This is a genomic window from uncultured Albimonas sp. (genome assembly GCF_963977235.1).
Classification (GTDB): Bacteria; Pseudomonadota; Alphaproteobacteria; order Rhodobacterales; family Rhodobacteraceae; genus Albimonas.
Genome location: NZ_CAXBOD010000008.1, coordinates 54,898 through 79,011, shown reverse-complemented (window position 1 = coordinate 79,011; position 24,114 = coordinate 54,898). Strand labels below are relative to the sequence as shown.

Sequence of the window (24,114 nt, the reverse complement as noted above, 5' to 3'; positions counted from 1 at the left end):
CTGAAGATATCCGGAGTTCCAGTGATGGATTGTCCGGGTTCGGCCGACCATCTCCGGATCTCCGCATCAACAGGAGGACCATGAGATGCCCAGGATCCTGATCACCGGCTGCTCCAGCGGCTTCGGCCTGACCATCGCGCAGCGCTTTCTGGACGAGGGATGGGAGGTGGTCGCCACGATGCGCAGCCCCCGCGCGGATCTTCTGCCCGCGAGCGAGCGGCTGACCCTCCTGCCGCTCGACGTCACCGACGCGCAGAGCGTTGCGGCCGCGGTCGCGGCGGCCGGTCCGCTCGACGCGCTGGTCAACAACGCGGGGGTCGGCCTGCTGAACGTGGTGGAAGGCGCGACGATGGAGGCGATGCGCGAGGTGTTCGAGACCAACACGCTCGGCCCCATCGCCATGACGAGGGCCGTCATGCCGCAGTTCCGCGCGCGCGGCGGCGGCGCGATCGTCAACGTCAGCTCCAGCGTCACGGTCAGGCCGCTCGCGGCCCTTTCGGCCTACAGCGCCAGCAAGGCCGCCCTGAACGCCTTCACCGAGAGCTTCGCGCTCGAGGCCGCGCTGTTCGGCGTGCGGGTCCGGCTGGTCCTGCCCGGCTCCGCGCCCGCGACCTCCTTCGGCCAGAACGCGATCGCCCGGATGGGGCTGGAGATCCCCGAGCCCTACAACGCCTTCGTCATGGACCGTCTCGGAGCGCTGCGCGGGGCGAGCGAGGTCACCGAGCCCGAAGACGTGGCCCGCGCGGTGTGGCGGGCGGTCGTCGAGCCCGACGCGCCGATGAAGAGCCCCGCAGGCGCCGACGCCGTGAGCTGGTTCCGCGAGGCAGGCCTGCCGGTCGCATGATCGGGCGACGCCGCCTCCCCCCTGGGGGCGGCGTCGCCGAAGCCGCCGGGTCGGCCGCCCCCGGCCTGGCGTCAGGACGACCCCCGGGAGTTCCAGAGCCGGGCGGTCCGGCCTTCGGGTTCGGCGCAGCCTGTAGCGCAGCGCCGGAGGAGCCCTGGCGGACCGGGGGCGAGCCACGAGGCGACGGCCTGTCGCCGGGGAGCGGCGGGGGCGGCTAGGTTGCCCGCCCGGCGGCCTCCTTCAGGATCGCGTCGAGGCACATGCGGCGGATCTGGGTCCTGTCGGCCTCGGTCAACGGCCGCTTCTGCGCGCGGCGCCATTTCAGCGTGTTGCGAATCGCGCCGCCGATGAAGCCGCCCATCATCGAGGGCTCTCCCGGGCGCAGCAGCTCCGCCGCCGCGAGCTGCTGCAGGATGCCCTCGATATGCGCGCTGGGCGCCGCGAAGACCTCGATCAGCTCCTCGCCCGGGATCAGGGGCACGGAGGACAGATACTCGAACAGGATCGCCCGGCCGGAATCGGCTTCGAACATGTCGACATAGGCGTCGATGTAGAGCTCCAGCCGGCGGATCGGCGAGGCGTCGGGCCGGTCGGCGGCGAGCATCGCCGCGGTCATTTCCTCCGACAGCCGCCGGTAGACTGCGCCGATCAGCTCTTCCTTCGAATCGAAGTGGTTGTAGATCGACCCGGCGGCCACGCCGGCCCTGGTCGCGATCCGGGCCATGCTGCTCTGCAGTCCGAACTCGACCAGCATGTCTTCGGCGGCCCTCAGGATCCGCTCCCGCATCGGCATCAACTGATCCACGCCGCTTCCTTTCAGGCCCTCGCCAGGTCTCGGCCCGGAGCGTTTCGGGTCGAGGCGGATGCACTGAATGAACATTCATTCGTTTGTCACGAACCCTAGCTATAGGTCGCGCCCAGGCCAGGGCAAGCGCCAACTGCAGGCGGCCCTGAGAAACACGCGACCGTCAGGAGCCCCCCATGTCGACGAAAGACGTCACCTTCGTTCACCTCACCGACCTGCACATCTCGGCCCCCGCGCTGGCCGACGAGACGCTGGTCGGCGATTCCGAGGCTGCGCTGCGCCGCACCTGCGCCGAGATCGCGCGCATGGATCCGCAGCCGGAATTCGTGGTGATCTCGGGCGACCTGTCCAACCATGGCGAGGCCGAGAGCTACCGCCACCTGCAGGCGCTGCTCGACGAGGCGGCGCCGAAGGTCCCGGTGATCCTGGCGCTGGGCAACCACGACGACCGCGCGGGCTTCGCCGCCGCCTTCCCGCAGCTGGCCCACGATCCCGCGCGGCCCTTCGACCACGATCTGGTCGTGCAGGGCATCCACGTGATCGTGCTCGACAGCTCGATCCCCTCGGGGGTCGAGGGCGACTGGGAGGCGGGCCAGATGGACTGGCTGGCCGAGCGGCTCGAGGCCCATCCCGGCGCGCCCAAGTTGCTGGTGATCCACCATCCCCCGATGCTGGACGAGGCGACGGGCGCCGACTTCCCCTGGAAGTCGCTGACCCTGCGGGCCACGCGCGCGCTCCGCGAGGCGATCGCGGGCCGGGACGTGATCGGGATCCTCTCGGGTCACATCCACCTCGACCGGGTCGAGCACTGGCACGGCGTGCCGGTGATCATCGGCGCGGGCCACCACGCGGCCTCGGACCCGGTGGCGATGGGCGAGACCCTGCGGATGCTCGACGCCACCGGCTTCGCGATCTGCACCCTGCGCCCGTCCGGCCTGGGCGTCACCTTCGTGCCCCACCCCCAGACCCGCGCCGTGGCGCATGAGCTGAGCCTCGACGCGCTGCGCGCCTACATCGCCGAGAAATACGGCGAGGCCGCCTGACCCTGCGCCGGAGGGGCGACGCGCCGCCCCTCCGCGCCCCCTGCCTGACGCTTGCCCTCCCGGAGTTCCAGACATGACCCTCATTCTGACCCGCCGCGCCGCCCTCGGGCTGACCGCCGCGGCCGGCGCGCTGGCGCTGGTCGCCGGCCCCGCCCTGGCGCAGAGCCGTCCGATCCCCGCCGAGGTCGCCGAGCCGGTGACCATCAGCTTCTACAACTACAACCTCTCCAGCGCCGGCAACGGCGCCGAGGCGACCAAGCGGATGATCGCCGAGTTCATGGAGGCCAACCCGAACGTCACCGTCGTCGGCGTCCCGGTGAAGCCGCAGGACATGATGACCCGCATCCAGGCGGACATGGTCGCGGGCCAGCCCGCGGACCTCTCGCAGATGGTGTTCTCGGGCCTCGACTTCGCCGTGCAGAACCTCGGCGCCGTGGCGCTGGAAGACGTGATCCCCCCCGCCGAGCTGGAGGCCCATTTCGACGGCATGGTTCCCAACGGGCTCGAGCTGGGCAAGCTGAACGGCAAGACCTACGGGCTGGCCTACACCTTCTCGACTCCGATCCTGTTCTACAACGCCGACCTGTTCCGCAAGGCGGGCCTCGACCCCGACCAGCCCCCCGCGACCTGGGCCGAGGTCCGGCAGGCCGGCCTCGCGATCAAGGAGGCGACCGGCGCCCTGCCGCTGGCCACCGGCATCTACGGCCCCTCGGCCGGCGACTGGCTGATGCAGGGGGTCCTGCGCTCGAACGGCGGCATGATCATCGACGCCGACCGCACGCGGATGATCTTCGCCGAGCCGGCGTCGGTGGAAGCTGTCTCGATGCTGCGGGACCTCGCCGCGAACGGGATCATGGAGAACCTGCCGGTCGACTCCCAGCTCGAGGGCATGGCGGCGGGCGCGACCGCGATGTACCTGCAGACCTCGGCCATCCAGGGCCATCTGGTGCGCGGCGCCGACGGCAAGTACGAGCTGCGCGCCGCCCCGATGCCCAGCTTCGGCGACAAGCCGGTGCGGCCCAACAACTCCGGCTCGGCCCTGACCATCCACGCGCAGGACCCGCTCAAGCAGCGCGCGGCCTGGGAGCTGATGAAGTTCCTGACCTCCAAGCACGGCTACACGGTGATCACCCGCGACATCGGCTACCTGCCCCTGCGCACCGCGATCGTTAACGACCCCGAGTATCTGGGCGAGTGGGTGAAGGACCACCCGCTGCTGCAGCCCAACCTCGACCAGCTGGCCAAGCTGGAGCCCTGGGCGCCGATGCCCGGGCCCAACTACCAGCAGATCTCGATCACCGCGATGGACGCGATGGAGCGCGCGACCTTCGGCGGCGACGACGACGTGGCCGGCATCCTGGCCGACGCGCAGGAACGCGCCCAGCGCCTTGTCCCCTGATCCGGCCCCGATCCCGCCTGATCGGGCCCTGATCGGGCGCCCGATCCCGCGTGCAGACGGGCGGAGGCCGGAGCGATCCGGCCTCCGCCGCCCGCCCGGCCCCTCTCCGCCCCCCCCGCCCCCCCCCGCCAGCCCCCGAACGGAGCGCCGACCTTGACCGACGCCGCCCCCCCGGCCCCCGGCCTGACCCGACCGCGCCCCCCCGCGGGCTCGTCGGCGCGCCGCCGAGGCCCGACCCGATCCCAGCGGATCAGCCGCGGGCTCCGGCCCTATCTGTACCTTGCGCCGGCGCTGCTCTGCTTCGTGGTGTGGATCTACGAACCGCTGGCGCAGGCCTTCTGGCTGAGTTTCCAGCAGTGGAACCTGCTGCCGTTCTCGCCGAAGGTCTGGGTGGGCTGGGACAACTATCGCAACATCCTCGACCTGCCGCAGTTCTGGCAGGCGCTGAACAACACCTGGCTTTACCTGGTGGGGCTGCTGCCGATGACCGTGGCGCTGCCGCTGGCGATCGCGATCTTCACCCAGGACCTGCCCGCCCGCTCGCGCAACCTCTACCGCGCGCTGATCTTCGTGCCGCTGATCGTGCCGCCCGTGGTCGCCGCCGCCGTCTGGCGCTGGCTGCTCGACCCGCGCTACGGCGTGGTCAACAGCTGGCTGACGGGGCTCGGCCTAGAGCCGGTGAGCTTCCTCTCGGACCCCGACTGGGCGCTGTGGACCATCACCTTCATCACCGGCTGGAAGCTGATCGGCTTCGCCACGCTGATCCTGTCGGCGGCCAACGCCTCGATCGACCCCTCGCTGATCGAGGCGGCGCGGCTCGACGGCGCCACCCGCTGGCGGATCGTGCGCGACGTGCGCCTGCCGCTGCTCTCGCCCACGATCCTGCTGCTGGCGATGATGGTGATCCTGCTCGGGGCGCAGTGGAGCTTCGCCTACATCCATGTGCTGACCGAGGGCGGGCCGCTGGGGGCCACCACCAACATCTACTACCTGCTGTGGCAGTTCGGCTTCGCGACCCTGTCGGTGGGCTGGTCCTCGGCCTCGGCGGTGATCCTGTTCATCGGCTTCGGGCTGCTCGCCGCCGCGATCTTCCGCCTCAAGGAGAGGGTCACCTTCCATGACGACTGACGTCCTCGCCCCCTCCGCCTCCAGGCCCGCGCGCCTGCGGCCCCGCGCCTCCGCGCGGGTCGCCCAGGGGTGGGAGGTCCGGATCGGCCACGCGCTGATGATCGCGCTGTCGCTGGTCTGCGTGTTTCCGGTCTACTGGATGCTGGTCACCTCGCTGCGGCCGCCGGGCGACATCTATTCCACGGCGCTGTGGCCCGACGCCGCCTCGATCGAGAATTACGCCTACGCGATCCGCGCCATCCCGATGGGGCGCATGCTGCTGAACACCTTCGCCGTCTCGGCGGCGGTCACCGCGATCCAACTCGCGACCGGGATCCTGGCGGGCTACGCCTTCGCGCGCTGGAAGTTCCCGGGCTCGGGCCTGCTGATGGCGGCGGTGGCGCTGACCTGGCTGGTGCCGCTGCAGGTGGTGATGATCCCCAACTACCTGCTGGTCGCGCAGCTGGGCATGATCGACACGCTCGGCTCGCTGATCCTGCCTCATGTCGCCTCGGCCTTCGCGATCCTGCTGCTGGCCCAGGCGATGCGCTCCTTCCCCAGGGAGGTGATCGAGGCCGCCCGCATGGACGGCGCCGGCCACGCCCACATCCTGTGGCAGGTGGTGCTGCCCAACCTGCGCGGCACGCTCGCCGCGCTGTCGATCCTGATCTTCATCTCGACCTGGAACGAATACTTCTGGCCGCTGCTGCTGACCCGCACCCCCGAGAACTCGGTGGTCCAGATCGGCCTGCAGATGTTCATCACCGCCGAGGGCACGCAGTGGGGGCCGCTGATGGCCGCCTCGACGATGGCGAGCCTTCCCATCCTCCTCATCTACCTCGTCCTGCAGCGGCAGGTGATCTCCTCCTTCATGAAATCGGGGCTTCGCTGATGTCCGACCCGCGCCTGATCCCCCTTGCCGGCAGCCACAATATCCGCGACCTGGGCGGCTGGCCCGCCAGGGAGGGCGAGACCGCCTTCCGCCGCGCCCTGCGCGCCGACAGCCTGCACCGGCTGGACCGGGAAGGGGTGGAGGCCCTGCGCGACCTCGGCGTGGCGCTGGTGATCGACCTGCGCCGGGCCGACGAGCTTGCGCGCGCGCCCAATCCCTTCGCGCAGGGCGTGCCCGGCGTGGACTACCGCCACCTCTCGCTGTTCGAGGATCTGGACCCGACCGGAGAGGCCCTGGGCGCCGACGGGGCCGGGGCGCCCGACCTGCTGCTCGCCCTCTACCGGCTGGCGCTGGACCGGCGCGGGGCGGCCTTCGTCGAGACGCTGAGCCTGATCTCGCGGAGCCCGGAGGGGGCGGTGCTGTTCCACTGCGCGGCCGGCAAGGACCGCACCGGCCTGATCGCGGCCTTCCTGCTGCTGCTGGCCGGCGCCGAGCCCGAGACCGTGGTCGCCGACTACGCCGCCACCGGCGCGCGCCTGCCCGGCCTGCTCGCCGCCCTGCGCGCCGACGCCGAGGCCCACGGGCAGGACCTGAACCCGGCCCTGCTCGCCTCCGATCCCCGGACCATGCGCGCGCTGCTGCGCCATCTCGAGGACCGCCACGGCGGGGCCGAGACCTACCTGCGCCGGCACGGGATGGCCGAGGAGGACCTCGCCGCCCTGCGCACCCGCTTGCGCGCCCGTCGCGTCGAGGAGACCGCGTGATGTCCCATGTCGTCTTTTCCGACCTGCGCAAGAGCTACGGCGAGACCGCGGCCCTGCACGGGCTGAACCTCGTCATCGAGGAGGGCGAGTTCGTGGTGGTCGTCGGCCCCTCGGGCTGCGGGAAGTCCACGCTTCTGCGGATGATCGCGGGGCTCGAGGACATCTCCGGCGGCGAGATCGCGGTGGCCGGCGAGGTGGTCAACGACCTCGACCCCGTGCAGCGCGGCTGCGCGATGGTGTTCCAGAACTATGCGCTCTACCCGCACATGACGGTGGCCGAGAACATCGGCTACCCGCTGCGCCTCGCGGGCGTGAAGAAGCCCGAGCGGGCCGAGCGCGTGCGCGCCGCGGCCGCGGTGCTGGGCCTCGAGCCCTATCTCGACCGTCGTCCCAAGGCGCTGTCGGGCGGACAGCGCCAGCGCGTCGCCATGGGCCGCGCGATCGTGCGCGAGCCCAAGCTGTTCCTGTTCGACGAGCCGCTCTCGAACCTCGACGCCACCCTGCGGGTGCAGATGCGCATCGAGCTGCGCCGCCTGCACCGGCGGCTGGGCGCGACCTCGATCCTGGTGACCCACGATCAGGTCGAGGCGATGACGATGGCCGACCGGCTGGTGGTGATGAACGGCGGCCGGATCGAGCAGCAGGGCGCGCCGTCGGAGGTCTACGCCCGCCCCGCCTCGACCTTCGTCGCGGGCTTCCTCGGCGCGCCGGCGATGAACCTGCTGGGGGCGACGATCGACGAGGCGGGCCGGCTCGCGCCCGACGCCGCGCCCGACTTCGCTCTGCCCTCTCCGGTCGCGCTGCGCCCCGGCGCCGCGCTGACCCTGGGCGTGCGGCCTGAGGACATGCGTCTGGCGGCGCCCGGAACCCCCGGTCTCCCCGCCCGCGTGGACATGGTCGAGGACCTCGGCGGCGCCCGCATCGCCTATTGCAACGTCGACGGCGGCCACGCCAGCGCCGTCCTGGGCCGCGACGCCCCCTGGCGCGAGGACGACCTCGTGGTCCTGGTTCCCGACGCGGCGCGTCTGCACGCCTTCGCCCTGGACGACGGCCGCCGCCTGCCCGAACACCCCCGCGCCGTCGCCGCGGCGGCGGCCGAAGCCCGGGGCCTGGTCGCATAGAACTGGCGCGGCCGGCGAGCCGCAGGGGGCGGGACTACAGGGGGCGAGGATCTCTCGCCCGACCGCGAGGGCGTCGGGCGGGAGGCGCTTGCCCGTCCGGCGGGAGATCAGCCGACGCCCGATGTCGAAGGGGGGCGAGGCGGGGGCATGGGGCAAGAGGAAACGACGGAGCCGGGGGGGCGAACCCAGCGCCTCCTTGCGGGCAGGGGGGCGGGACGTCGGCGCGGTCGTTCGGGCGGCCGCCGAACACGCGGCGGACGGCCAGACGGAGGTTTCGCATCGCGACCCCGCCCCGGCGCGGCCCGGTCAGGTTTCATGCCTCCGCCACGGAGAACCGCCGCTCGCGCCAGCGCCGGCAGGCGCGAAGATCGCGGTCGGTCCTGTCTTCGCACAGCGCCGGCCGCATCGCCGGTCCTCGCGTTCCCCGGACTCAGCCAGCGGCGGCGACACCGCGGGAGCGGGCCCGGGACGCGCCGTCATGGCGCGCGCCCGCGCGTGCGAAAGCGTCGGGTCAGGGGGGGATCGGTGGCCTCGATCAGGGGCGCGCCGCCGCCGGAGACCGGCGACGACGAAGGGGAGGCGGCCTCAGGCGGCCGGGGCCGCGGCGGCGAGCAGGGTGCGCGCCGCCTCGGTCGAGGACGCCGGGTTCTGGCCGGTGACCAGCCGCCCGTCGGCGACGACGTGGACGCCCCAGTCCGCGACCTTCGAGAAGATCGCGCCCTGGTCGACCAGCTCGTCCTCGACAAGGAAGGGCACGACGTCGGTCAGCCCGACGCCCGCCTCCTCGCTGTTGGTGAAGCCCGTCACCCGCCGTCCCTGGACGAAGGGCGTCCCGTCGGGGTTCCTGACCCGGTGCAGGACGCCGGGCGCGTGGCAGACGAGCCCGATGGTCTTGCCGGCCGCCCAGAAGGCCTCGATCAGCGCGACCGACGTCGGGTCTTCGGCCAGATCCCACATCGGGCCGTGCCCGCCGGGATAGAAGACTGTGTCGAAGTCGCCCGCGTCGAGGCTGTCGAGCCGGACGGTGGCCGCAAGCTGCGCGTTCGCCGCCTCGTCGGCGAGGAAGCGGCGCGTGGCGTCGGTCTGGAAGCCGGGCTCGTCGCTCTTGGGATCGAGCGGCGGCCGGCCGCCCCTGGGCGAGGCCAGCGTGATCTCGGCGCCGGCGTCCTTGAAGACGTAGTAGGGCGCGGCGAACTCCTCGAGCCAGAAGCCGGTCTTGCGGCCGGTGTCGCCGAGGCGGTCGTGCGAGGTGAGGACGATGAGCACTTTCACGGGTCGTCTCCTTTGACATTGCAGCGCCGTCGGGCGCCGGTTCGGAGCGGCTTCGCTAGACGCCAGGCGTCGGGTTCGCCGTGCCGCTGGCGGGGATATGGGAGCGCCTGGTTCATTCAAGAAATTTATTTCTTGAACAAAGATCATCAGGCGCGATGATATCTTGTGAAATACGATCTGAACCTGTTCCCGGCCTTCATGGCGCTGATGGAGGAGCGCAGCGTGACGCGCGCGGCCGAGCGGCTTGGCGTCACCCAGCCTGCGCTGTCGAACACGCTGAACCGCCTGCGCGAGACGTTCCGCGATCCGCTGTTCGTGCGGGAGCGCTATGGCGTCGCCCCGACCGAATTCGCGCAGAGCATCTTCCCGACCGTCGCCGCGGCGCTGGAGCAGTTCGACGACCTGGTGCGGATGCAGCAGGACTTCCGTCCCGCGGAGACGGAGCGCCTGTTCGCCATCGCGGCCAACAGCTACGTCGAGTTCGTCCTCATGCCGCGGCTCGTCGCCCGATTGCGGACCGAGGCGCCGGGGGTGCGCCTGCGGCTGGCGCCCTTCGGCGACGACCTGACCGAGGCGGGCGTGATGTCGGGGGCGACCGCGCTGGCGCTGGGCCGGGTGGTCGATCCGCCCGACACCGTCGTCGTGCAGCATCTGATGGACGAGGGTCTGGCCTGCGTGGTGCGCGCCGACCACCCCGACGTCGGCGACGCGCTCGACCGCGCGACCTACGAGCGTCTGAAGCACGTCAACGTCCTGCCGCCCGGCCGCTTGCGCGCCGGCCTGTTTCAGGCGCTGGACCGGCAGGGGCTGCGGCGCGAGGTGGCGATATCGGTGACGCATTTTCTCGCCGTGCCCGAGATGATCGCCGTCACCGATCATTGCGCCACGCTGCCGCGCCGGATCTGCCGCGCGCTCGAACGCGACCCGCGCCTCAGGATCGTGGAGCCGCCGGTCGATCTCGGGCGGTTCCCGGTCGAGATGGCCTGGCATGTCCGGCATCGACAGGACGCCGCCCATCGTTGGCTCCGGTCCGTCGTCGCAGACACGGCGAAGACGCTCGAGCCGTGACGCCCTCCGCTAACGCTAGGGACGGCCGAGAGCGGCTTCCGTCAGCCCGGGATCGGAGCCGCACATCGTCTCCCGGCGACGACGGGCCTGAGGCGAGACGAGGGGGGAACGCCGCCGGCTTCAAGCGCGCCGCGCCAACGGCCGGCATGGTGTTCGGGGGCCAAGGCAGGGCCGGGCGCCGCCTGTCCGGAGCGCGAGGCTTGCAGGGCGGCGCGGGCCCCCCCCGGCGGGAGCGGCGAGGGGTCCGGGATGCGGGTCCTCGGCGAACGGGGGCCGCCCCAGCAGGGTATCGTCGCCGCCCTCGCCGCGCAGCACGTCGTCGCCGCCCTTGCCCAGGATCGCGTTCACGCCGTGCGTGCCGAAGATCCAGTCGCCGAACCGCGTGCCGGCCTGGTCCCCGTCCGCGCTTCCGCCCGGCACGGGGCGGTCCTGGGTCGCGACGTCAATCACTAGCACGGTGCGGGTGATTCAGCCCGTGTTCGGGGCGGCGTCGTTCCAGGGGCCGTCGGTCCCCGTCGTCACATAGGGCTCGTCCCCGCCCCAGTCGTTCGGCTCGCCCGGCGCCCAGTTCGTGTCGCCGCCGGCCAGCACGTTGCCGGTCAGGTCCACGAACACGCCCGCCTCGGCCAGGTCGTCGGCGCCGATCCAGATCGGCCGATCATGCGTCGGCGCGAAGATCCCGGCGACGAAAGCGTTCTCCGCCTCGTCGTCGATCCCCACCAGCGTGCCGCCCCCCCCTTCGTCGTGGCGAAGGCCTCGTCGCGGCTCTGCACGCCGGCGTCGGTCAGTTCGACGTAGGTCGAGCCGTGGTGGTGGTTCAGGCCCAGCGTGATCTCGACCTCGCGGGTCATCGTGTCGAGCAGGGCGCCGTCCTCGTCGCGCAACTCGAGCTCGACCAGCAGCCTGACGGTCTCCTTTTGCGGGGGCCGAAATCCGTGAACCCTGGACTGGTCGCCGGGCGCGCAGAGGATCTCCCCGTCAGCCAGCGCGACCGCGCCCCGGTGGCTGAAGGTGGCACGCCGAGCCGGCCCCGCGACACGTCAAGACCGGGCTGATCTCGGCCGCGGAGCGTCTGGAATGCGATGGTCTTGCCGCCAGGTGAGAGGTCGCGCCACGCCCGAGGGTTCGTGGTCCCGCGTCCACCTCGATCTCCGCCTGCGGGGGAGGTGACTCGCCTGTCGCCGTCCCGCCGTTCGGCTGCTCGGCGACGCGCCCGAGCGCAACGATCAGACCTTTCGCGAGCCGGCCGTGGCCCGGCCTCCCGGCTCGGGCCGAGGGAGGTCGCGCCTGATGCCCGGCGGCCGCGAGCATGCGGCAGGCGTCGAGCCGCCTCTGCGCCTGCGTCGCGTCTTGCAGCCAGTTCCGGGTCCAGCGCCGCCTCGCCCCCCGCCGAGCGATCTGGCTGTTCGGGATCGATGGCCACGCATGCTGGCGAGAGGCCCTTGCAGCCCGAACGCAGGCCCGACGTTGTCCGCGGGAGCCTCCGCAGCGGCCTGACCGAGCCGCGCGGGCAATCCGGCGCGGGGCTTCCGGGGCGCCGGTTCGGCGGCGGCTTCGGCGTGCCCGCGACGCAGAGGGCCTTGTCGACCCGCGACGCAGGCGGGGGGCCAGGGCGACCGTCGGGAGCCTGCAGCGCCGCCAGGTCCGCCGCGCCATCGACACGACGCAAGCGATCGATCCGAGCGTCGCCATCGCGTGAGGGCGACAACCGAAACGTCAGGGCGCGAAAGGTTCGAGGAGGCGGAGAGAGGCGGCCTGCAAAGGGATCAGGCGGGCGACGCGGGCGACTTCGGGGCCGGTCGAGGCGATCGCCTCGTCGGTCAGATTGCGGCTGTGACCTGTCGCTGCGATGCAGCCGAGGGGACGGCCGCTCCAGCCCGAGAACGGCGCCGCCACCGCGCTCAGGCCGTCGTAGAACTCGTCGCGGACGATCGCGTAGCCACGCTCGGTCGCTGCGGCGAGGTCGGCCGAGACGTCGTCCCAGCTGGTCAGGGTCGTCGGCGTGTGCGCCCGGTAGGGCTCGGGGCCCAGCAGCGCGCGGCGGCGCGGCTCGTCGAGCGACATCAGCAGGCACTTGCCGGGGCCGGAGCCATGCAGCGGCCCGTGCAGCCAGGTCGAATAGTAGGGGCTGAGCGATCCCGGCGAGAGCGCGACGTCCACCACGCAACGCTCCTGCCCGAAGAACACCACCAGGACCACGCTCTGCCGGATCTGCGCGGCGAGCGCGGAGATCAGCGGCGCCGCGTCCCGGCGAAGCTGCTCGATCGGGTGAAGAAGACTCAAGGGACGCAGCGCCTGAGGGGAGCAGGCGTATTTGCGCCCGTCCGGCAGGCGGATCACGCGGCCAAGCTCCTCGAGCGCGCGCAGCAGCCGCAGGGCGCTTGAATGATCCAGGCCGAGGCCGTCGGCGATCTCGGCGAGCGTCATCGGCTGGGTCGCTGCGAGCAGGAAGTCGAGCACCGCCATGCCGCGCGCGAGCGTCCCGGCCGGCGCGCCGGAGGCGCGGGACGTCCCCCGCGCCGTGCGAGGGGACCCCCGGGCGGCGTCGGGGTCGGGGGCGTCGGTCCGGGTGCTGCTCATCGGGTCTCCTCGTCTGGCAGAGGGCTTTCGCGGGGGGCGCGGAAGCGGCGGCCTCCGCCCCCGCGCCGCGCGGGGTCACTCAAGCGCGGGGTCGGTCTCTTCCTGCATGGCGCGGATCTCCTCGACCAGCCCCTCGCGCCACAGGTCGCCCTCGAACGTCTTGTAGACATCGGCGGCCAGCGCCTCGAACGCCGGGCGGTTGGGCACCGTGACCTTCAGTCCGGCCTCGAGCATCGTGCGCTCGTCGCGCGCCGCCCGCGCGGCGCCGAGGCGGGAGATCAGCTCGCCCGCCTTCGCTACCTCCTCCTCGACGATCGTCTGGGCTTCGGGCGACAGCGTCTGCCAGGTCATGTCGGAGATGTACCAGCCGTAGAGCGAGTAGACGTGGTTCGAATACGCGTAGTAGCTGGTCACCTCATGGAAGTTCATCGGCACGGTCACGTCGAGGCCGTTGTCCTGCCCCTCGACCACGTCCTGGCGCAGCGCGAGATAGAGCTCGTTGAAATTGATCGGGGTCGGGCGCATGCCCCAGGCCTCGAAGCTGGCGATCGAGACCGGGTTGGGCAGCACCCGGATCTTGATCCCCTCGGCGTCGGCGGGCTCGAAGATCGGGCCGGTCTTGGTGTTGAACGAGCGCGGCTCGCGGTCGCCGGCGACGGCCACGACGCGGATGCCCTTCTCCTCGCGCAGGCGGTCGTAGAAAGGCTGGAACAGCTCGGAATTGTAGACCTTTCGGGCCCAGTCCTGGGATTTGAACAGGAACGGGACCTGGCCCACGAAGAATTCCTCATGCCCCTTCTGGTAGCCCAGCAGCGAGATGTCGACCATGGTCATGTCCACCGTGCCCAGCGTCATCGCCGAGAACGTCGCGCCGACGTCGCCGAGCTGGCCGGCGGGGAACACCGTGACGGCGACCTCGCCCCCGGTGCGCTCGGCCACGGCCTCGGCCAGTTGCCGCACGGCCGTGTTCTCGAGCGAGTCCGCGGCGAAGACGTGCCCGAAGCGAAGCTCCGCGCCTTGCGACGAGGTGGCGGCGGCCGCGAGAGCGCCCGCGGCGAACAGGAATCTGAGCATGGGATTTCCTCCGGATTGGGGTGGGGTTTCTTGGCTTTGGGTCCGTCAGCGGACCAGGTCGGGAAGGAACAGCACGAAGCCGGGCCACAGCGTGCAGAGCAGCAGCACCGCGACGAGGGCTGCGAAGAACGGGAGGACCTTGCGGATCACCGCCTCGACGGGCCGGCCGGCGATCGACGCGGTAATGTAGAGGTTCAGCCCCACCGGCGGCGACAGCAGCCCGATCATCAGGTTGAGCACCACGATCAGCCCGAAATGCACCGGGTCGATGCCCAGCGGTCCGATGATCGGCATCAGGATCGGCACGAAGATCACCATCGCCGGCAGCGGCTCGAAGATGCAGCCCACCAGCAGCAGCAGGACGTTGATCATCAGCAGCACCGCCACCGGACCGGCGTCGAGCGCGGTGATCAGGGCCGCGAGCTGCGGACCGATCTGCAGCACCGTCATCGCCCAGGAGAAGGCCGCGGCGGTGGCGAGCGTGATCATGATGATCGCCGACATCTTCGCCGCCGCGCCCAGGATCTCTGGCAGGTCCCGCAGGCGGATGCTGCGGTAGACCGCAAGGCCGACCGCCAGCGCGTAGGCCACGGCCAGCGCCGCGATCTCGGTCACCGTGGCGAAGCCGATCACCACGCCCGCGATCACGAAGACCGGCATGAACAGCGGCACGACGGCCTGCGCGAGCAACCGCGGCGCATGGGCGAGACCGGGGAAGGGCGAGACCGGATGTCCCGCCCGACGGGCGATCCACCAGGCCACCGCCAGCAGGCTCGCCCCCATCAGCGCGCCGGGGGCGACGCCGGCGAGGAACAGCTTGGCGACCGAGACCTGGGTCAGCGCGCCGAAGACGATGAACGGGATCGAGGGCGGAATGATCGGGCCGATCGTCGCCGCCGCCCCGATCAGCGCCGCGGAGTAGTCGGGATCGTAGCCGTCGCGCCGCATCGTGGGCAGCAGCACCGAGGCGGTGGCCGAGCTGTCGGCCACCGCCGAGCCGGAGACCCCGGCCATCAGCATGTTGACCAGCACGCCCACCATGGCGAGCCCGCCGCGGATCCCGCCGATGATCGCCTGGGCGAGCTGCAGCAGCCGTTCGGTGATGCCGCCGCGGTTCATCAGCTCTCCGGCGAGGATGAACAGCGGGATGCCCGCCAGCTCCAGCCCCGAAACGCCGTCGAGCATGGTCTGCGGCGCCACCGCCATCATCTCGGGGCGTCCGAACTCGACGAGCACCACCAGCAGGGCGGTGGCGCCCATCACCAGCCAGATCTCCAGCCCGACCAGGGTCAGGCCCATGAACACGAGGAAGCCGACGCCGATCAGGCTCATCGCGCCGCCTCCCGCAGACGGAGCGCGGCGCGGACGGCCTCCAGCAGGATCATCACGGTCAGCGCCACGGGCAGGACCACGTAGATGTCGCCCTTGGTGAAGCCGACCCCGCCGATGGAGGCGGAGAAGTTGGCCTCGACCACGCGGAACGAGGCCTGAAGGATCAGCGCCAGCGTCGCCGCGCGCACGATCCAGACGACGACCTCGACGCCGCGGCGCGTCCGCCTCGGCAGGCGGTCGACCAGAAAGCCGATGCGCAGGTGGCTGCGCGAGGCCGCCGCAGCGACCGTGCCGAACAGCACCAGCCAGACCTGCAACAGGTTCGCCAGCCCCGGCGCCCAGTGTTCGATCGAGGTCTGCACCGGCAGGTAGCGCAGCACCGCGCCTCCCAGCATCACCACGAAGAGGGCCGCGAGGCAGGCGGCGGCCAGATGCAGGAACAGCCGCTCGACAAAGCGCGAGACGGGATCGCGCGGCGTCTGCGCCGCGGCGGGGTCCTGGGGATCGCCTGTCATCCGCCCCTCCTCAGAACCGATGCGCGTCGAGCGCGTCGTGATCGAAGGTGAAGCCCACGCCCGGCCGGTCGGGGATCGCGGTCATGCCCTCGGCGTCGAGCTCCATCGTCTCGTGGAACAGCGCGGCGAACCAGGGCATGTGCTCGACATAGAGACAGCCGGGCATGGCCAGATGCAGCGAATGCTCGGTGAAGATATGGGGCGAGAACGGCACGTCGAAGGCCGCCATCTGGCCGATCACGTTGCGGAATTCGGTGTAGCCGCCCATCCGCTGCAGGTCGGGCATCAGGATGTCGGCGGCCCGACGCTCGAGCATGTTCTGGATGCCGTGGCGAACGTATTCGGTCTCGCCCGAGGCCAGCGCGGTGTCGAGCGCGCGGGCGATCTCGGCATGGCCGTGGTGGTTCCAGGTGGGGACCGGCTCCTCGAACCAGACCAGGTTGAACCTTTCCAGCTCCCGACCCAGGCGGATCGCGTCGGGCACGCTCAGGCCCTGGTTGGCGTCGGCCATCAGCGCGATGTCGGGGCCGATGGCGTCGCGCACCGCCTCGACGCGCGCGATGTTCTTGGCGACCGGCAGGTTGCCCAGCCGCAGCTTCATCGCCTTGAAGCCCTGGTCGAGGAAGCCGCGGGCCTCCTCGGCCAGCTCCTGCGGGCCCGCCGACAGCCACATCCCGCCGGAGGCGTAGAGGGGCACGCGCTCCCGCGCTCCGCCGAACAGGCGGTGCAGGGGCTGGCCGGTCGCCTTGCCGACGAGGTCCCAGCAGGCGACGTCGATCGGGGTCATGGCGATGATGGCGACGCCCGCCTGGCCGAAGAAGTTCATCGAGCGGAACATGTCGGTCCAGATCGCCTCGACCTGGAACGGGTCGCGGCCGATGACCGAGGGCTTGAGCGCCTCGATCATGGCGTCGAGCACCAGAAGGCGCTCGCGCCCGAAGCAGAAGGCGTAGCCCTCGCCCGAGACGCCCTCGTCGGTCTTCAGCGTGACCAGCAGGCAGGAGACCGAGGCGATGCGGTGCATCGAGGTCAGCAGGGGCTCGGCCAGCGGCAGGTCCACTCGGGCGGTTTCGATCTGGGTGATGCGCATGGGGGTCCTCCCGTTGCGGCCCGCTCTGGCGGCGGGCTCGGGGTTCAGTCGACCGCTTCGGCCTTGGGGCCGTAGGGGAAATAGGCGGGGTGGGCGCCGATCACGGTCATGTCGACCTCGACCATGCTCGGCCCTTCGCGGGAAAGCGCCTCGGCCACGGCCTCGCCGAAGCGGGCCGGATCGGAGACGCGGCGGAAGGGGATCCCGGCCAGCGCGGCGACCCCCTCGAGCGGGGGCGCGGCGAAGCTCTCGTAGCGGCGGCCGGCGCCGGTGGCGTCCTGGATGTGGCGGATCACGCCGTAGCCCGCGTCGTTCATCACCAGGATCACCATGTCCGCGCGCTCCTGCACCGCGGTCCACAGCTCTCCGAGGTTGAGGAAGAAGCCGCCGTCGCCGGTCATGCACACGGTCTTGCGCCCGTCGGCCAGCGCCGCGCCCACGGCCAGGCTGAAGCCCTGTCCGATGCCCGCGCCGACCGGGTAGATCGAGGTCGTGGGATCGAGGACCGGCATCAGCCGGTTGCCCCAGGTGGAGTGGTTGATGGTCACGTCGCGCGCGAAGATCGCGTCGGGCGGCATCGCGGCGCGAAGCTGGTCGGCAAAGTCGGCGTAGGGCCCCAGGGTCGCGGCGAAGGCGCGCCGGGCGCGGGCCTTCATCGTATCGAAGTCGTCGCCGAAGGCGGGGTCCGGGCGCCAGTCCGCCGCCTCCAGCGCGTCGGCGAGCGCGGCCAGCGTCGCGCCCGCGTCCCCCTCCACGAACAGCTCGTTGGAATAGGTGCGGCCGTCTGCGCGGGGGTCGATGTCGATCTGCACGCGCCGCTCGGGCAGCTTCAGGGCGAAGTCCGCCGTCTCCTGCCCGCGCAGGCGGGAGCCGGCGACGATCATCAGGTCGCAGGCGGCGTAGAACTCCTCGATCACCGGCACGCCGGCGCCGTTGAGGCCGCCGAGGGTGCGGGGGTGGGTCTCCTCGACCGTGCCGCGGCCGTTCCAGCTGGTGACCATGCAGAACCCCAGGTCCAGCAGACGCCGCGCCGCCGGGCCCGCGCCGGCCGCGCCCGCGCCCAGCCACAGCATCGGGCGGCGGGCGGAGCGGGCGAGTTCGACCAGCAGGGACAGCGACTCGGGCGTGGGGCCGTCGGGGATCGGCGGGATCAGGCTGAGCGTGTCGAGCGCGGCCGGCCGCGCCAGCGGCGCCCGCTGGATGTCGATGGGGATCTCGACGCTGACCGGGCCGCAGGGGGGCGTCATCGCCTCGCGCGCCGCGCGGACCAGGGCGCCCAGCGCCTCGGCCGCCGAGGGCACGCGATACGCGTTCTTGCCCGAGCTTTTCAGCATCCCGAGCTGGTCGTCCACGTCATGGGTCGTGCCCATGCCGCGTCCGAGATGCGCGGTGCGGGTCTGGCCGGTGATGTGCAGCAGCGGGGTCGAGGCGAAGCGGGCCTCGATCAGCCCCCCCACCGCGTTGGCCGCCCCCGGCCCGGTGGAGGAGAACATCACCCCGATCCCGCCCGAGGCGCGCGCCAGCCCGTCGGCCATGTGGATCGCGCCGGGCTCGCCGCGGGTGGGGATCATGCGGATCGCGTTGCGGTTGGCGATCGCGTCCATCATCGGGATGTTGTGGACGGAGATCACGCCGAAGGCGGTGCGCACGCTCAGGGCGTCGAGGAACTCGGCCACCAGGTCGGCGACGGTGTAGTCGGTCATGTCATGTCTCCCGTCGGGGGCAGGGAAAGGGGGAAGCGAAGCAGATATGCTGCGGGCCGAGGGCGGCGGCGTCGGGGCAGCCGAGCAGGGCGAAGTCGATGAGGATCTCCCGGGCGAACAGCTCCAGCATCCGCGTCACGCCCGGTCCGCCGGCGACGGCGGCGGCATAGAGGAACGGCCGGCCCGCGAAGACCGCCCGCGCGCCGAGCGCCAGCGCCATCAGCACATGGCTGCGGCGCCGCACGCCGCCGTCCATCATCACCGTCAGCCGATCCCCGACCGCCGCGACCACGCCCGGCAGCGCATCCAGCGAGGCGGGCGCGTAGTCGAGCTGCCGCCCCCCGTGAGATGCGCTCGGCGTCGCCCGGGAAATAGCCCTGGCGCCAGGCGTTCGGGTTCGTCCGCGCCAGTTCCTCGATGGGCACGCTCGAGACGCCCGAGACGATCTGCGGCTGGTTGGCGGCGGCGAAAGCCTCGGCCAGCAGCGCGTCGCAGCGGCGGCGCACGAGGGCGTTGAACCCCGTCGGCGCGAGCCCGATGGGGCCCGCATAGCGATGGCCGAACAGCTCGATCGAGGCGTCCCGGCCCGAGACGTCGCGCAGGATCCGCGGGCGGAAGGCGCCGCGGGCGAAGGCCTCGCGGTTCCGCTCGCGCGAGACGTCGTCCTCCGCCCCGCCGGAGACGAACTCCCATACGGCGGCGGGCAGGCGCCGGCGGGCGGCTTTCTCGTAGTCGGCGATGGCGACGCGTCGCGCCATTCGAGGTTTCCTTCCCTGGTCTGCGGCGCGTCGCGGCCGCGTGTCTGTCCCCTCGCGGGGGGGCGCTACTCGATGAAGCGCGGCAGGTAGGTTACGATCCCCGGCAGCACGATCATCGCCGTGACCAGCAGGATGTCGGCGACGATGAACCACGACACGCCCTGGAATATGCGCCCGACCGTGGTCTGATCGCCCATGATCTCCTTGATGACGTAGACGTTGAGGCCCACCGGCGGCGTGATCAGCCCGATCTCGAGGAACTTCACCAGCAGGATGCCGAACCAGATCAGGTCGGCGTCGCGCGCCTCGAGGATCGGCAACAGGATCGGCAGCGTCAGCAGCAGGCAGCCCATCGGATCCAGGAACATGCCCAGGAAGATATAGAGCAGCGCGATCGCCAGCATCAGCTGCAGCTGATCGAGCTCCGCCGCCACGATCATGTCCGAGAAGAACGTCGGCACGCCGGTGAAGGCCAGGAACCGCGTCAGCAGCGCCGCCCCCACCGCGATGAAGAAGATCGAGGCGGCGCCGTGGAGCGTTTCGGTCACCGCATCGCCCAGCACCTTGCGGGTCAGGGCGCCCTTCGCCGCCGCGATCACGATCGACAGCAGCGCGCCCACCGCCCCCGCCTCGGTCGGCGTGAAGGCGCCCGAGAACAGACCTCCGAACACGCCCAGCACCAGCAGCAGGAACGGCCAGGCGTCGCCCAGCGCCCGCAGCTTGGCGGACATCGGGACCGTCCCGGTCGTGCGCGGCGCGATCTCGGGCCGGGTCAGCACCCGGATCAGGATCGCGAGCGAGTAGATCAGCGCGGTCAGCAGCCCGGGGAAGATCCCCGCGATGAACAGCTTGCCGATCGAGACCTCGGCGAAGATGCCGTAGAGGATCATGATGATCGAGGGCGGGATCATCGAACCGATGGTCCCGGCCGCCGCCACGATCCCGGCGGCGAAGCCCGGCCGGTAGCCGTTGCGGGCCATCTCGGGCACCGCGATCCGGCCCATGGCGGCGGCGGCCGCGAGGCTCGACCCCGTCACGGCCGAGAAGCCCGCCGCTCCCGCCACCGTGGCGATCCCCAGGCCGCCCGGCAGGCGCCCGAGCCACAGTTGCGCGGCGCTGAACAGGCTTTCGGTGATCCGCGCGTGATAGCTGACATAGCCCATCAGCAGGAACATCGGGATCGAGCTCAGCGTCCAGTGGGCGGTGAACTCGTAGGGCACCTGGGAGAGCATGCCCCAGGCCGCTCGCGGCCCGGCGAAAGCCCAGATCCCGAGGAAGGCGACGCCGCCGAGCGCCACCCCGATCGGCAGGCGCAGCGCCAGCAGGACGACGGTCGCGCCCAGGCCGATCAGGCCGATGGCGACGCCGTCCATCACTCGCCCCGCCCGACTTCGGCCTGAAGATCGGCCCGGCCCAGCATCACCGCCGCCGCCTGCGCGAGCAGCATCAGCGCGATCAGCGCGAAGCCCAGCACCGGCAGGAATCGCGTCGGCCAGGTGGCGACCGTCACTGTGGTCCCGGTATAGGCGCCGACCCGCCAGGCCTTGACTGCCGGCTCCCACGCGGCCCAGGAGATCCCCGCGCAATACAGCGCCGACAGCGCCAGCGTCGCGACCAGCAGCCCCCGTCGGACCCCGCCCGGCAGGTGCTGGTAGAGCAGATCGACATGGACCAGCCCGCTCTTGCGCTCCATGGCCGCGAGCGGGAGCATCGCGACCGCGGCCATGTAGTAATAGGACACCATCTCCAGCGTCGCCGGCGCCGGCGTGCCGAACAGGGCCTTGCCGAGGACGTCCGCGTTGACGTGGAGCATCATCGCCGCCAGGCCCAGCGCGCCGCCCAGGGCGAACGCGCGGGCGAGGAGCCGGATCGCCCTCAGCATCGGGTGTCTCCCGTCCTCGCCCGGCCGCTCACTGGCCGTAGCTCGCGAGGTCGACCTTGTCGTAGACTTCGCGCTGCAGCGCCGCGGTCATCGCGTCCTGGTCGCCGCCGGTCTCCTCGTAGATCGCCTCCCACTTCTCCAGCAACTCGCGGTAGCGGGCGATGATGGGCTCGGGATCGGCGACGCCGTGCCGGTCGCGGGCGATCCGGGCAAGGCTCTCGAGGTCCGACTCGACGAAGGCGGCGAGCTGCGAGGTCAGCTCCGGCGTCGGCTCGACGATCTCGACGCCGTGCTCGGCGGCGGCGGCCAGCGCCTCCTCGTCATTGCGCATGTAGGCGTAGGTGACGCCCATGGTTCCGAAGGCGGCGCCTTCCAGCACCACCTTGCGCTGGTCGTCGTCGAGGTCGGACCAGAAGCCCTGGTTGAAGGTGAACAGCGACATCGCCGCGTAGACGCCCAGCGGCAGCATCACGTCGTAGCTTGCCACATCCCACAGCGAATAGGCCTTCAGCGCGGCGGGCGAGAACACCGCCACGTCCACGCCGCCGCGGTCCAGCGACTCGAACATCTCGGCGGCCGACACGTTGACCGAGGTTCCGCCCACGCTCTCCACCCAGCGGTCCCACAGGGCGCCGGCGGAGCGGTAGCTCTTGCCCTTGAGGTCCTCGGGCGAGGCCAGCCGCTGCTTGGAGATCAGCGTGTAGGGGGTGGTGGAGTAGGTCGAGGTGAAGACCAGGCCCTTGTCCTCGAAGTCGGCGCGGCAGGGGGCGCAGTCGAGCATCATCAGCTCGGCCACCGCCGCGGCGATCGCCGGGGGCTTGTCCGAGAGCATCGCCATGTCGGCGATCAGCTGGAAGTGGGGGAACTCGGCCGGAAAGTAGGTCAGGGCCAGCACGCCCACGTCGACGATCCCGTTCTCGACGCCGGGCAGGGTGTCCCGGGCCCCCAGCAGCGACCCGCCGGACCAGAACTGGAAGTCGAGGTCGCCGCCCGACGCCTGCTTCACGTGATCCATGAAGCGCTCGAACCCTCCGACGACTCCCGGATGCGCGGGCGGGTGCCAGGTCGAGGCGCGGATGGTGGTCTGCGCGGCGGCGGGGGCGGCCGCAAGGGTCGCGCAGGCGAGAAGCGCGGCGGCCGCGGCCGGCGCCAGAGCGGTGGGTTGGGTCATGGTCTTCCTCCCGATGTCGGTCTTGTCGATGTCCTGGCTCGGCCTGCGGCTGGCTCGGCCGGTCGGAGCGACGCCCGGTCCGTCGGCTGCGCCCGCGCGGTCCCCGGCGCGGCGCCCAGGCCCGGATCGCCGGCGCAGCGGGCGTGCCCGGCCGGAAACGGCATCTGGCGGCGGTACGCCCGGCAGACCGGAAGGAGGGCGGCCGCCTCGATCGGCTCCGGACGGCGCGCGATGGCGCCGGGTCATCGGGGTCGAGGACATCGGGGACGAGCCTTGCCAAGACGAGCCCTGCCAAGCGGTGTGCGCGCCGCGAAAGGCGCTCGAGGCGCCGGGCCCGCGGGCGACGACGCAGACGCCGGGTCCGCCGGTCGCCTCGCCCTCGGTCCGGCCTTTCCGGCCGCCAGCCGTCACCGGCGCCCCCGGCGCATCGGCGCTTCGCGTCTCCGCATCCGTCCTCCCCTGGCGGCCCCATTCGCGGCGCCGTCCGAATCTTGCTTGTCGACAGGTTGCCAACATTGGCGTTTTAAACAATGAAAACTTTATTGCATTATCGGGCACGCTGGTTGCCAAAGGGGCCGCAAATGACCAGGGCGATACGATTCCACGCAACCGGCGGGCCCGAGGTGCTGCGGATCGAGCCGATCGAGATCGGCGATCCCGGGCCGGGCGAGGTTCGCCTGCGCCAGACCGCGATCGGCGTGAACTTCACCGACGTCTACTCCCGCTCAGGTCTCTACCCCGCGCCGCTGCCGTGCATTCCGGGGCGGGAGGCGGCCGGCGTGGTCGAGGCGGTGGGCGAGGGGGTCGAGGGTTGGGCGCCCGGCGACCGGGCCAGCTACGCCTCGGTGTCCGGCGCCTATGTCGAGGCGCGCCTGATCGAAGCGCGCCGCCTGATCCGCCTGCCCGAGGTCATCGACGACCGCACCGCGGCCGCGGCGACGCTGCGCGGACTGACCGCTCACATGCTCCTGCACGCCGTGCACACGGTGCGGAGCGGCGAGACGATCCTGGTCCATGCCGCGGCCGGCGGGGTCGGGGCGATCCTGACCCAATGGGCCGCGTCGCTCGGCGCCGTGGTGATCGGCGTCGTCTCCTCGCCCGAGAAGGCCGCCCTGGCGCGCGCCGGCGGCTGCGCCCACGTGATCGTCGGGCGCGAGGCCGACATCGCGGGCGAGGTGGCGGCGGTCACCGGCGGGGCGATGGTCTCGGTCGTCTACGACGCCGTGGGCCGGGCGAGCTTTGCCCGATCGCTCGACTCCCTTGCGCGGCGGGGACACTTCGTCAGCTACGGTCAGGCGTCCGGACCGATCCCCCCGATCGCGATCCAGGACCTGGGCGCGCGAGGCTCCCTGACGCTGACGCGACCCATGCTGGGCGACTACATCGACGACCCCTCGGTCCGCGCCGCGATGGCCGAGAGCCTCTTCGCCCGCATCGCCTCCGGCGCGGTCCGGATCCGGATGGAGGCCGTGTTTCCCTTCGAGCAGGCGGCGGAGGCCCATCGCGCGCTCGAGTCCGGCGCCACGTCGGGCTCGGTTATCCTGATCGCCGATCCCTCCTGAAGGGAGGGATGCGTCCGGCCTGGCCTGCTCGCCGACCCCGAACCTGGCTGGGAAGTCTGCGAGCCCCCGTCCTGCGAGACCTCGGGTGAGCCGGCGGATGGTGGCGGCGACGGCGCGGACGGGATCGGTGTG

General features: G+C 71.6%; 22 protein-coding genes. 9 read left to right on the top strand and 13 right to left on the bottom strand.

Annotated elements, in window-relative coordinates; genetic code table 11:
• Positions 1–85 precede the first annotated feature (85 nt).
• A complete protein-coding gene (locus tag AAC134_RS07135; protein WP_339948377.1) occupies positions 86–844 on the top strand; it encodes an SDR family NAD(P)-dependent oxidoreductase in 759 nt (252 codons plus the stop codon).
• Positions 845–1,058: 214 nt separating this feature from the next.
• Here the strand turns inward: AAC134_RS07135 and AAC134_RS07130 are convergent, their stop codons facing one another.
• Complete coding sequence (locus AAC134_RS07130; protein ID WP_339948376.1) at positions 1,059–1,649, bottom strand: TetR/AcrR family transcriptional regulator; 591 nt, start codon at positions 1,647–1,649, stop codon at positions 1,059–1,061.
• 176 nt (positions 1,650–1,825) lie between these two features.
• On the opposite strand from AAC134_RS07130, the gene AAC134_RS07125 reads away from it, so the two are divergent.
• The 6 genes from AAC134_RS07125 (at position 1,826) to ugpC (ending at position 7,975) form a co-directional block, all read left to right on the top strand.
• Positions 1,826–2,692, top strand: coding sequence for a metallophosphoesterase (locus AAC134_RS07125; protein WP_339948375.1), 867 nt, complete (start codon positions 1,826–1,828; stop codon positions 2,690–2,692).
• A 73-nt stretch (positions 2,693–2,765) separates the two neighbouring features.
• Positions 2,766–4,091, top strand: coding sequence for an ABC transporter substrate-binding protein (locus AAC134_RS07120; RefSeq protein ID WP_339948374.1), 1,326 nt, complete (start codon positions 2,766–2,768; stop codon positions 4,089–4,091).
• 153 nt (positions 4,092–4,244) lie between these two features.
• The gene (locus AAC134_RS07115; RefSeq protein WP_339948373.1) at positions 4,245–5,219 is read left to right on the top strand and encodes a sugar ABC transporter permease; all 975 of its coding nucleotides are present in this window, start codon (positions 4,245–4,247) and stop codon (positions 5,217–5,219) included.
• Entirely contained in the window at positions 5,209–6,090 is an 882-nt protein-coding gene (locus AAC134_RS07110) for a carbohydrate ABC transporter permease (protein ID WP_339948372.1), read from the top strand. The genes AAC134_RS07115 and AAC134_RS07110 overlap by 11 nt, the downstream gene beginning before the upstream one ends.
• Entirely contained in the window at positions 6,090–6,854 is a 765-nt protein-coding gene (locus AAC134_RS07105) for a tyrosine-protein phosphatase (RefSeq protein WP_339948371.1), read from the top strand. The genes AAC134_RS07110 and AAC134_RS07105 overlap by 1 nt, the downstream gene beginning before the upstream one ends.
• Entirely contained in the window at positions 6,854–7,975 is a 1,122-nt protein-coding gene (gene ugpC, locus AAC134_RS07100; protein ID WP_339948370.1) for a sn-glycerol-3-phosphate ABC transporter ATP-binding protein UgpC, read from the top strand. The genes AAC134_RS07105 and ugpC overlap by 1 nt, the downstream gene beginning before the upstream one ends.
• A 585-nt stretch (positions 7,976–8,560) precedes the next feature.
• Here ugpC and AAC134_RS07095 read toward each other — a convergent pair.
• A complete protein-coding gene (locus AAC134_RS07095) occupies positions 8,561–9,247 on the bottom strand; it encodes a type 1 glutamine amidotransferase domain-containing protein (protein WP_339948369.1) in 687 nt (228 codons plus the stop codon).
• Positions 9,248–9,412: 165 nt separating this feature from the next.
• Here AAC134_RS07095 and AAC134_RS07090 point away from each other — a divergent pair, with 165 nt between their 5' ends.
• Entirely contained in the window at positions 9,413–10,315 is a 903-nt protein-coding gene (locus AAC134_RS07090; RefSeq protein WP_339948368.1) for a LysR family transcriptional regulator, read from the top strand.
• A 468-nt stretch (positions 10,316–10,783) separates the two neighbouring features.
• On the opposite strand, the gene AAC134_RS07085 is transcribed toward AAC134_RS07090, so the two are convergent.
• The 11 genes from AAC134_RS07085 to AAC134_RS07035 all read right to left on the bottom strand — a co-directional run bounded on the left by AAC134_RS07085 (position 10,784) and on the right by AAC134_RS07035 (position 22,420).
• Positions 10,784–11,035: a hypothetical protein gene (locus tag AAC134_RS07085; protein ID WP_339948367.1), complete on the bottom strand. Its 252-nt coding sequence runs from the start codon at positions 11,033–11,035 to the stop codon at positions 10,784–10,786.
• Positions 11,036–12,031: 996 nt separating this feature from the next.
• Entirely contained in the window at positions 12,032–12,895 is an 864-nt protein-coding gene (locus AAC134_RS07080) for an IclR family transcriptional regulator C-terminal domain-containing protein (RefSeq protein ID WP_339948366.1), read from the bottom strand.
• A 75-nt stretch (positions 12,896–12,970) separates the two neighbouring features.
• Positions 12,971–13,969, bottom strand: coding sequence for a TRAP transporter substrate-binding protein (locus tag AAC134_RS07075; protein ID WP_339948365.1), 999 nt, complete (start codon positions 13,967–13,969; stop codon positions 12,971–12,973).
• Between the two features lie 45 nt (positions 13,970–14,014).
• Positions 14,015–15,301 (bottom strand): TRAP transporter large permease, encoded by a 1,287-nt coding sequence (locus AAC134_RS07070; RefSeq protein ID WP_339948364.1) that lies wholly within the window; start codon positions 15,299–15,301, stop codon positions 14,015–14,017.
• Entirely contained in the window at positions 15,298–15,816 is a 519-nt protein-coding gene (locus AAC134_RS07065; protein ID WP_339948363.1) for a TRAP transporter small permease subunit, read from the bottom strand. Before AAC134_RS07065 ends, AAC134_RS07070 begins: the two co-directional genes overlap by 4 nt.
• Positions 15,817–15,826: 10 nt before the next feature.
• Positions 15,827–16,906, bottom strand: coding sequence for a mandelate racemase/muconate lactonizing enzyme family protein (locus tag AAC134_RS07060; RefSeq protein ID WP_339948362.1), 1,080 nt, complete (start codon positions 16,904–16,906; stop codon positions 15,827–15,829).
• Positions 16,907–16,950: 44 nt separating this feature from the next.
• Positions 16,951–18,609 (bottom strand): thiamine pyrophosphate-binding protein, encoded by a 1,659-nt coding sequence (locus AAC134_RS07055; RefSeq protein ID WP_339948361.1) that lies wholly within the window; start codon positions 18,607–18,609, stop codon positions 16,951–16,953.
• A gap of 1 nt (position 18,610) precedes the next feature.
• On the bottom strand, positions 18,611–19,159 hold the full coding sequence (locus AAC134_RS07050; RefSeq protein ID WP_339948360.1) for an alpha-hydroxy acid oxidase: 549 nt from the start codon (positions 19,157–19,159) through the stop codon (positions 18,611–18,613).
• A gap of 273 nt (positions 19,160–19,432) precedes the next feature.
• Positions 19,433–20,740 (bottom strand): TRAP transporter large permease subunit, encoded by a 1,308-nt coding sequence (locus AAC134_RS07045; protein ID WP_339948359.1) that lies wholly within the window; start codon positions 20,738–20,740, stop codon positions 19,433–19,435.
• Positions 20,740–21,249, bottom strand: a complete 510-nt coding sequence (locus AAC134_RS07040; RefSeq protein ID WP_339948358.1) for a TRAP transporter small permease subunit — start codon at positions 21,247–21,249, stop codon at positions 20,740–20,742. Before AAC134_RS07040 ends, AAC134_RS07045 begins: the two co-directional genes overlap by 1 nt.
• Positions 21,250–21,277: 28 nt before the next feature.
• Positions 21,278–22,420, bottom strand: coding sequence for a C4-dicarboxylate TRAP transporter substrate-binding protein (locus AAC134_RS07035; RefSeq protein WP_339948357.1), 1,143 nt, complete (start codon positions 22,418–22,420; stop codon positions 21,278–21,280).
• Between the two features lie 581 nt (positions 22,421–23,001).
• Between AAC134_RS07035 and AAC134_RS07030 the strand changes: the two genes are divergently transcribed.
• Positions 23,002–23,982, top strand: a complete 981-nt coding sequence (locus AAC134_RS07030) for a quinone oxidoreductase (protein WP_339948356.1) — start codon at positions 23,002–23,004, stop codon at positions 23,980–23,982.
• Positions 23,983–24,114 lie beyond the last annotated feature (132 nt).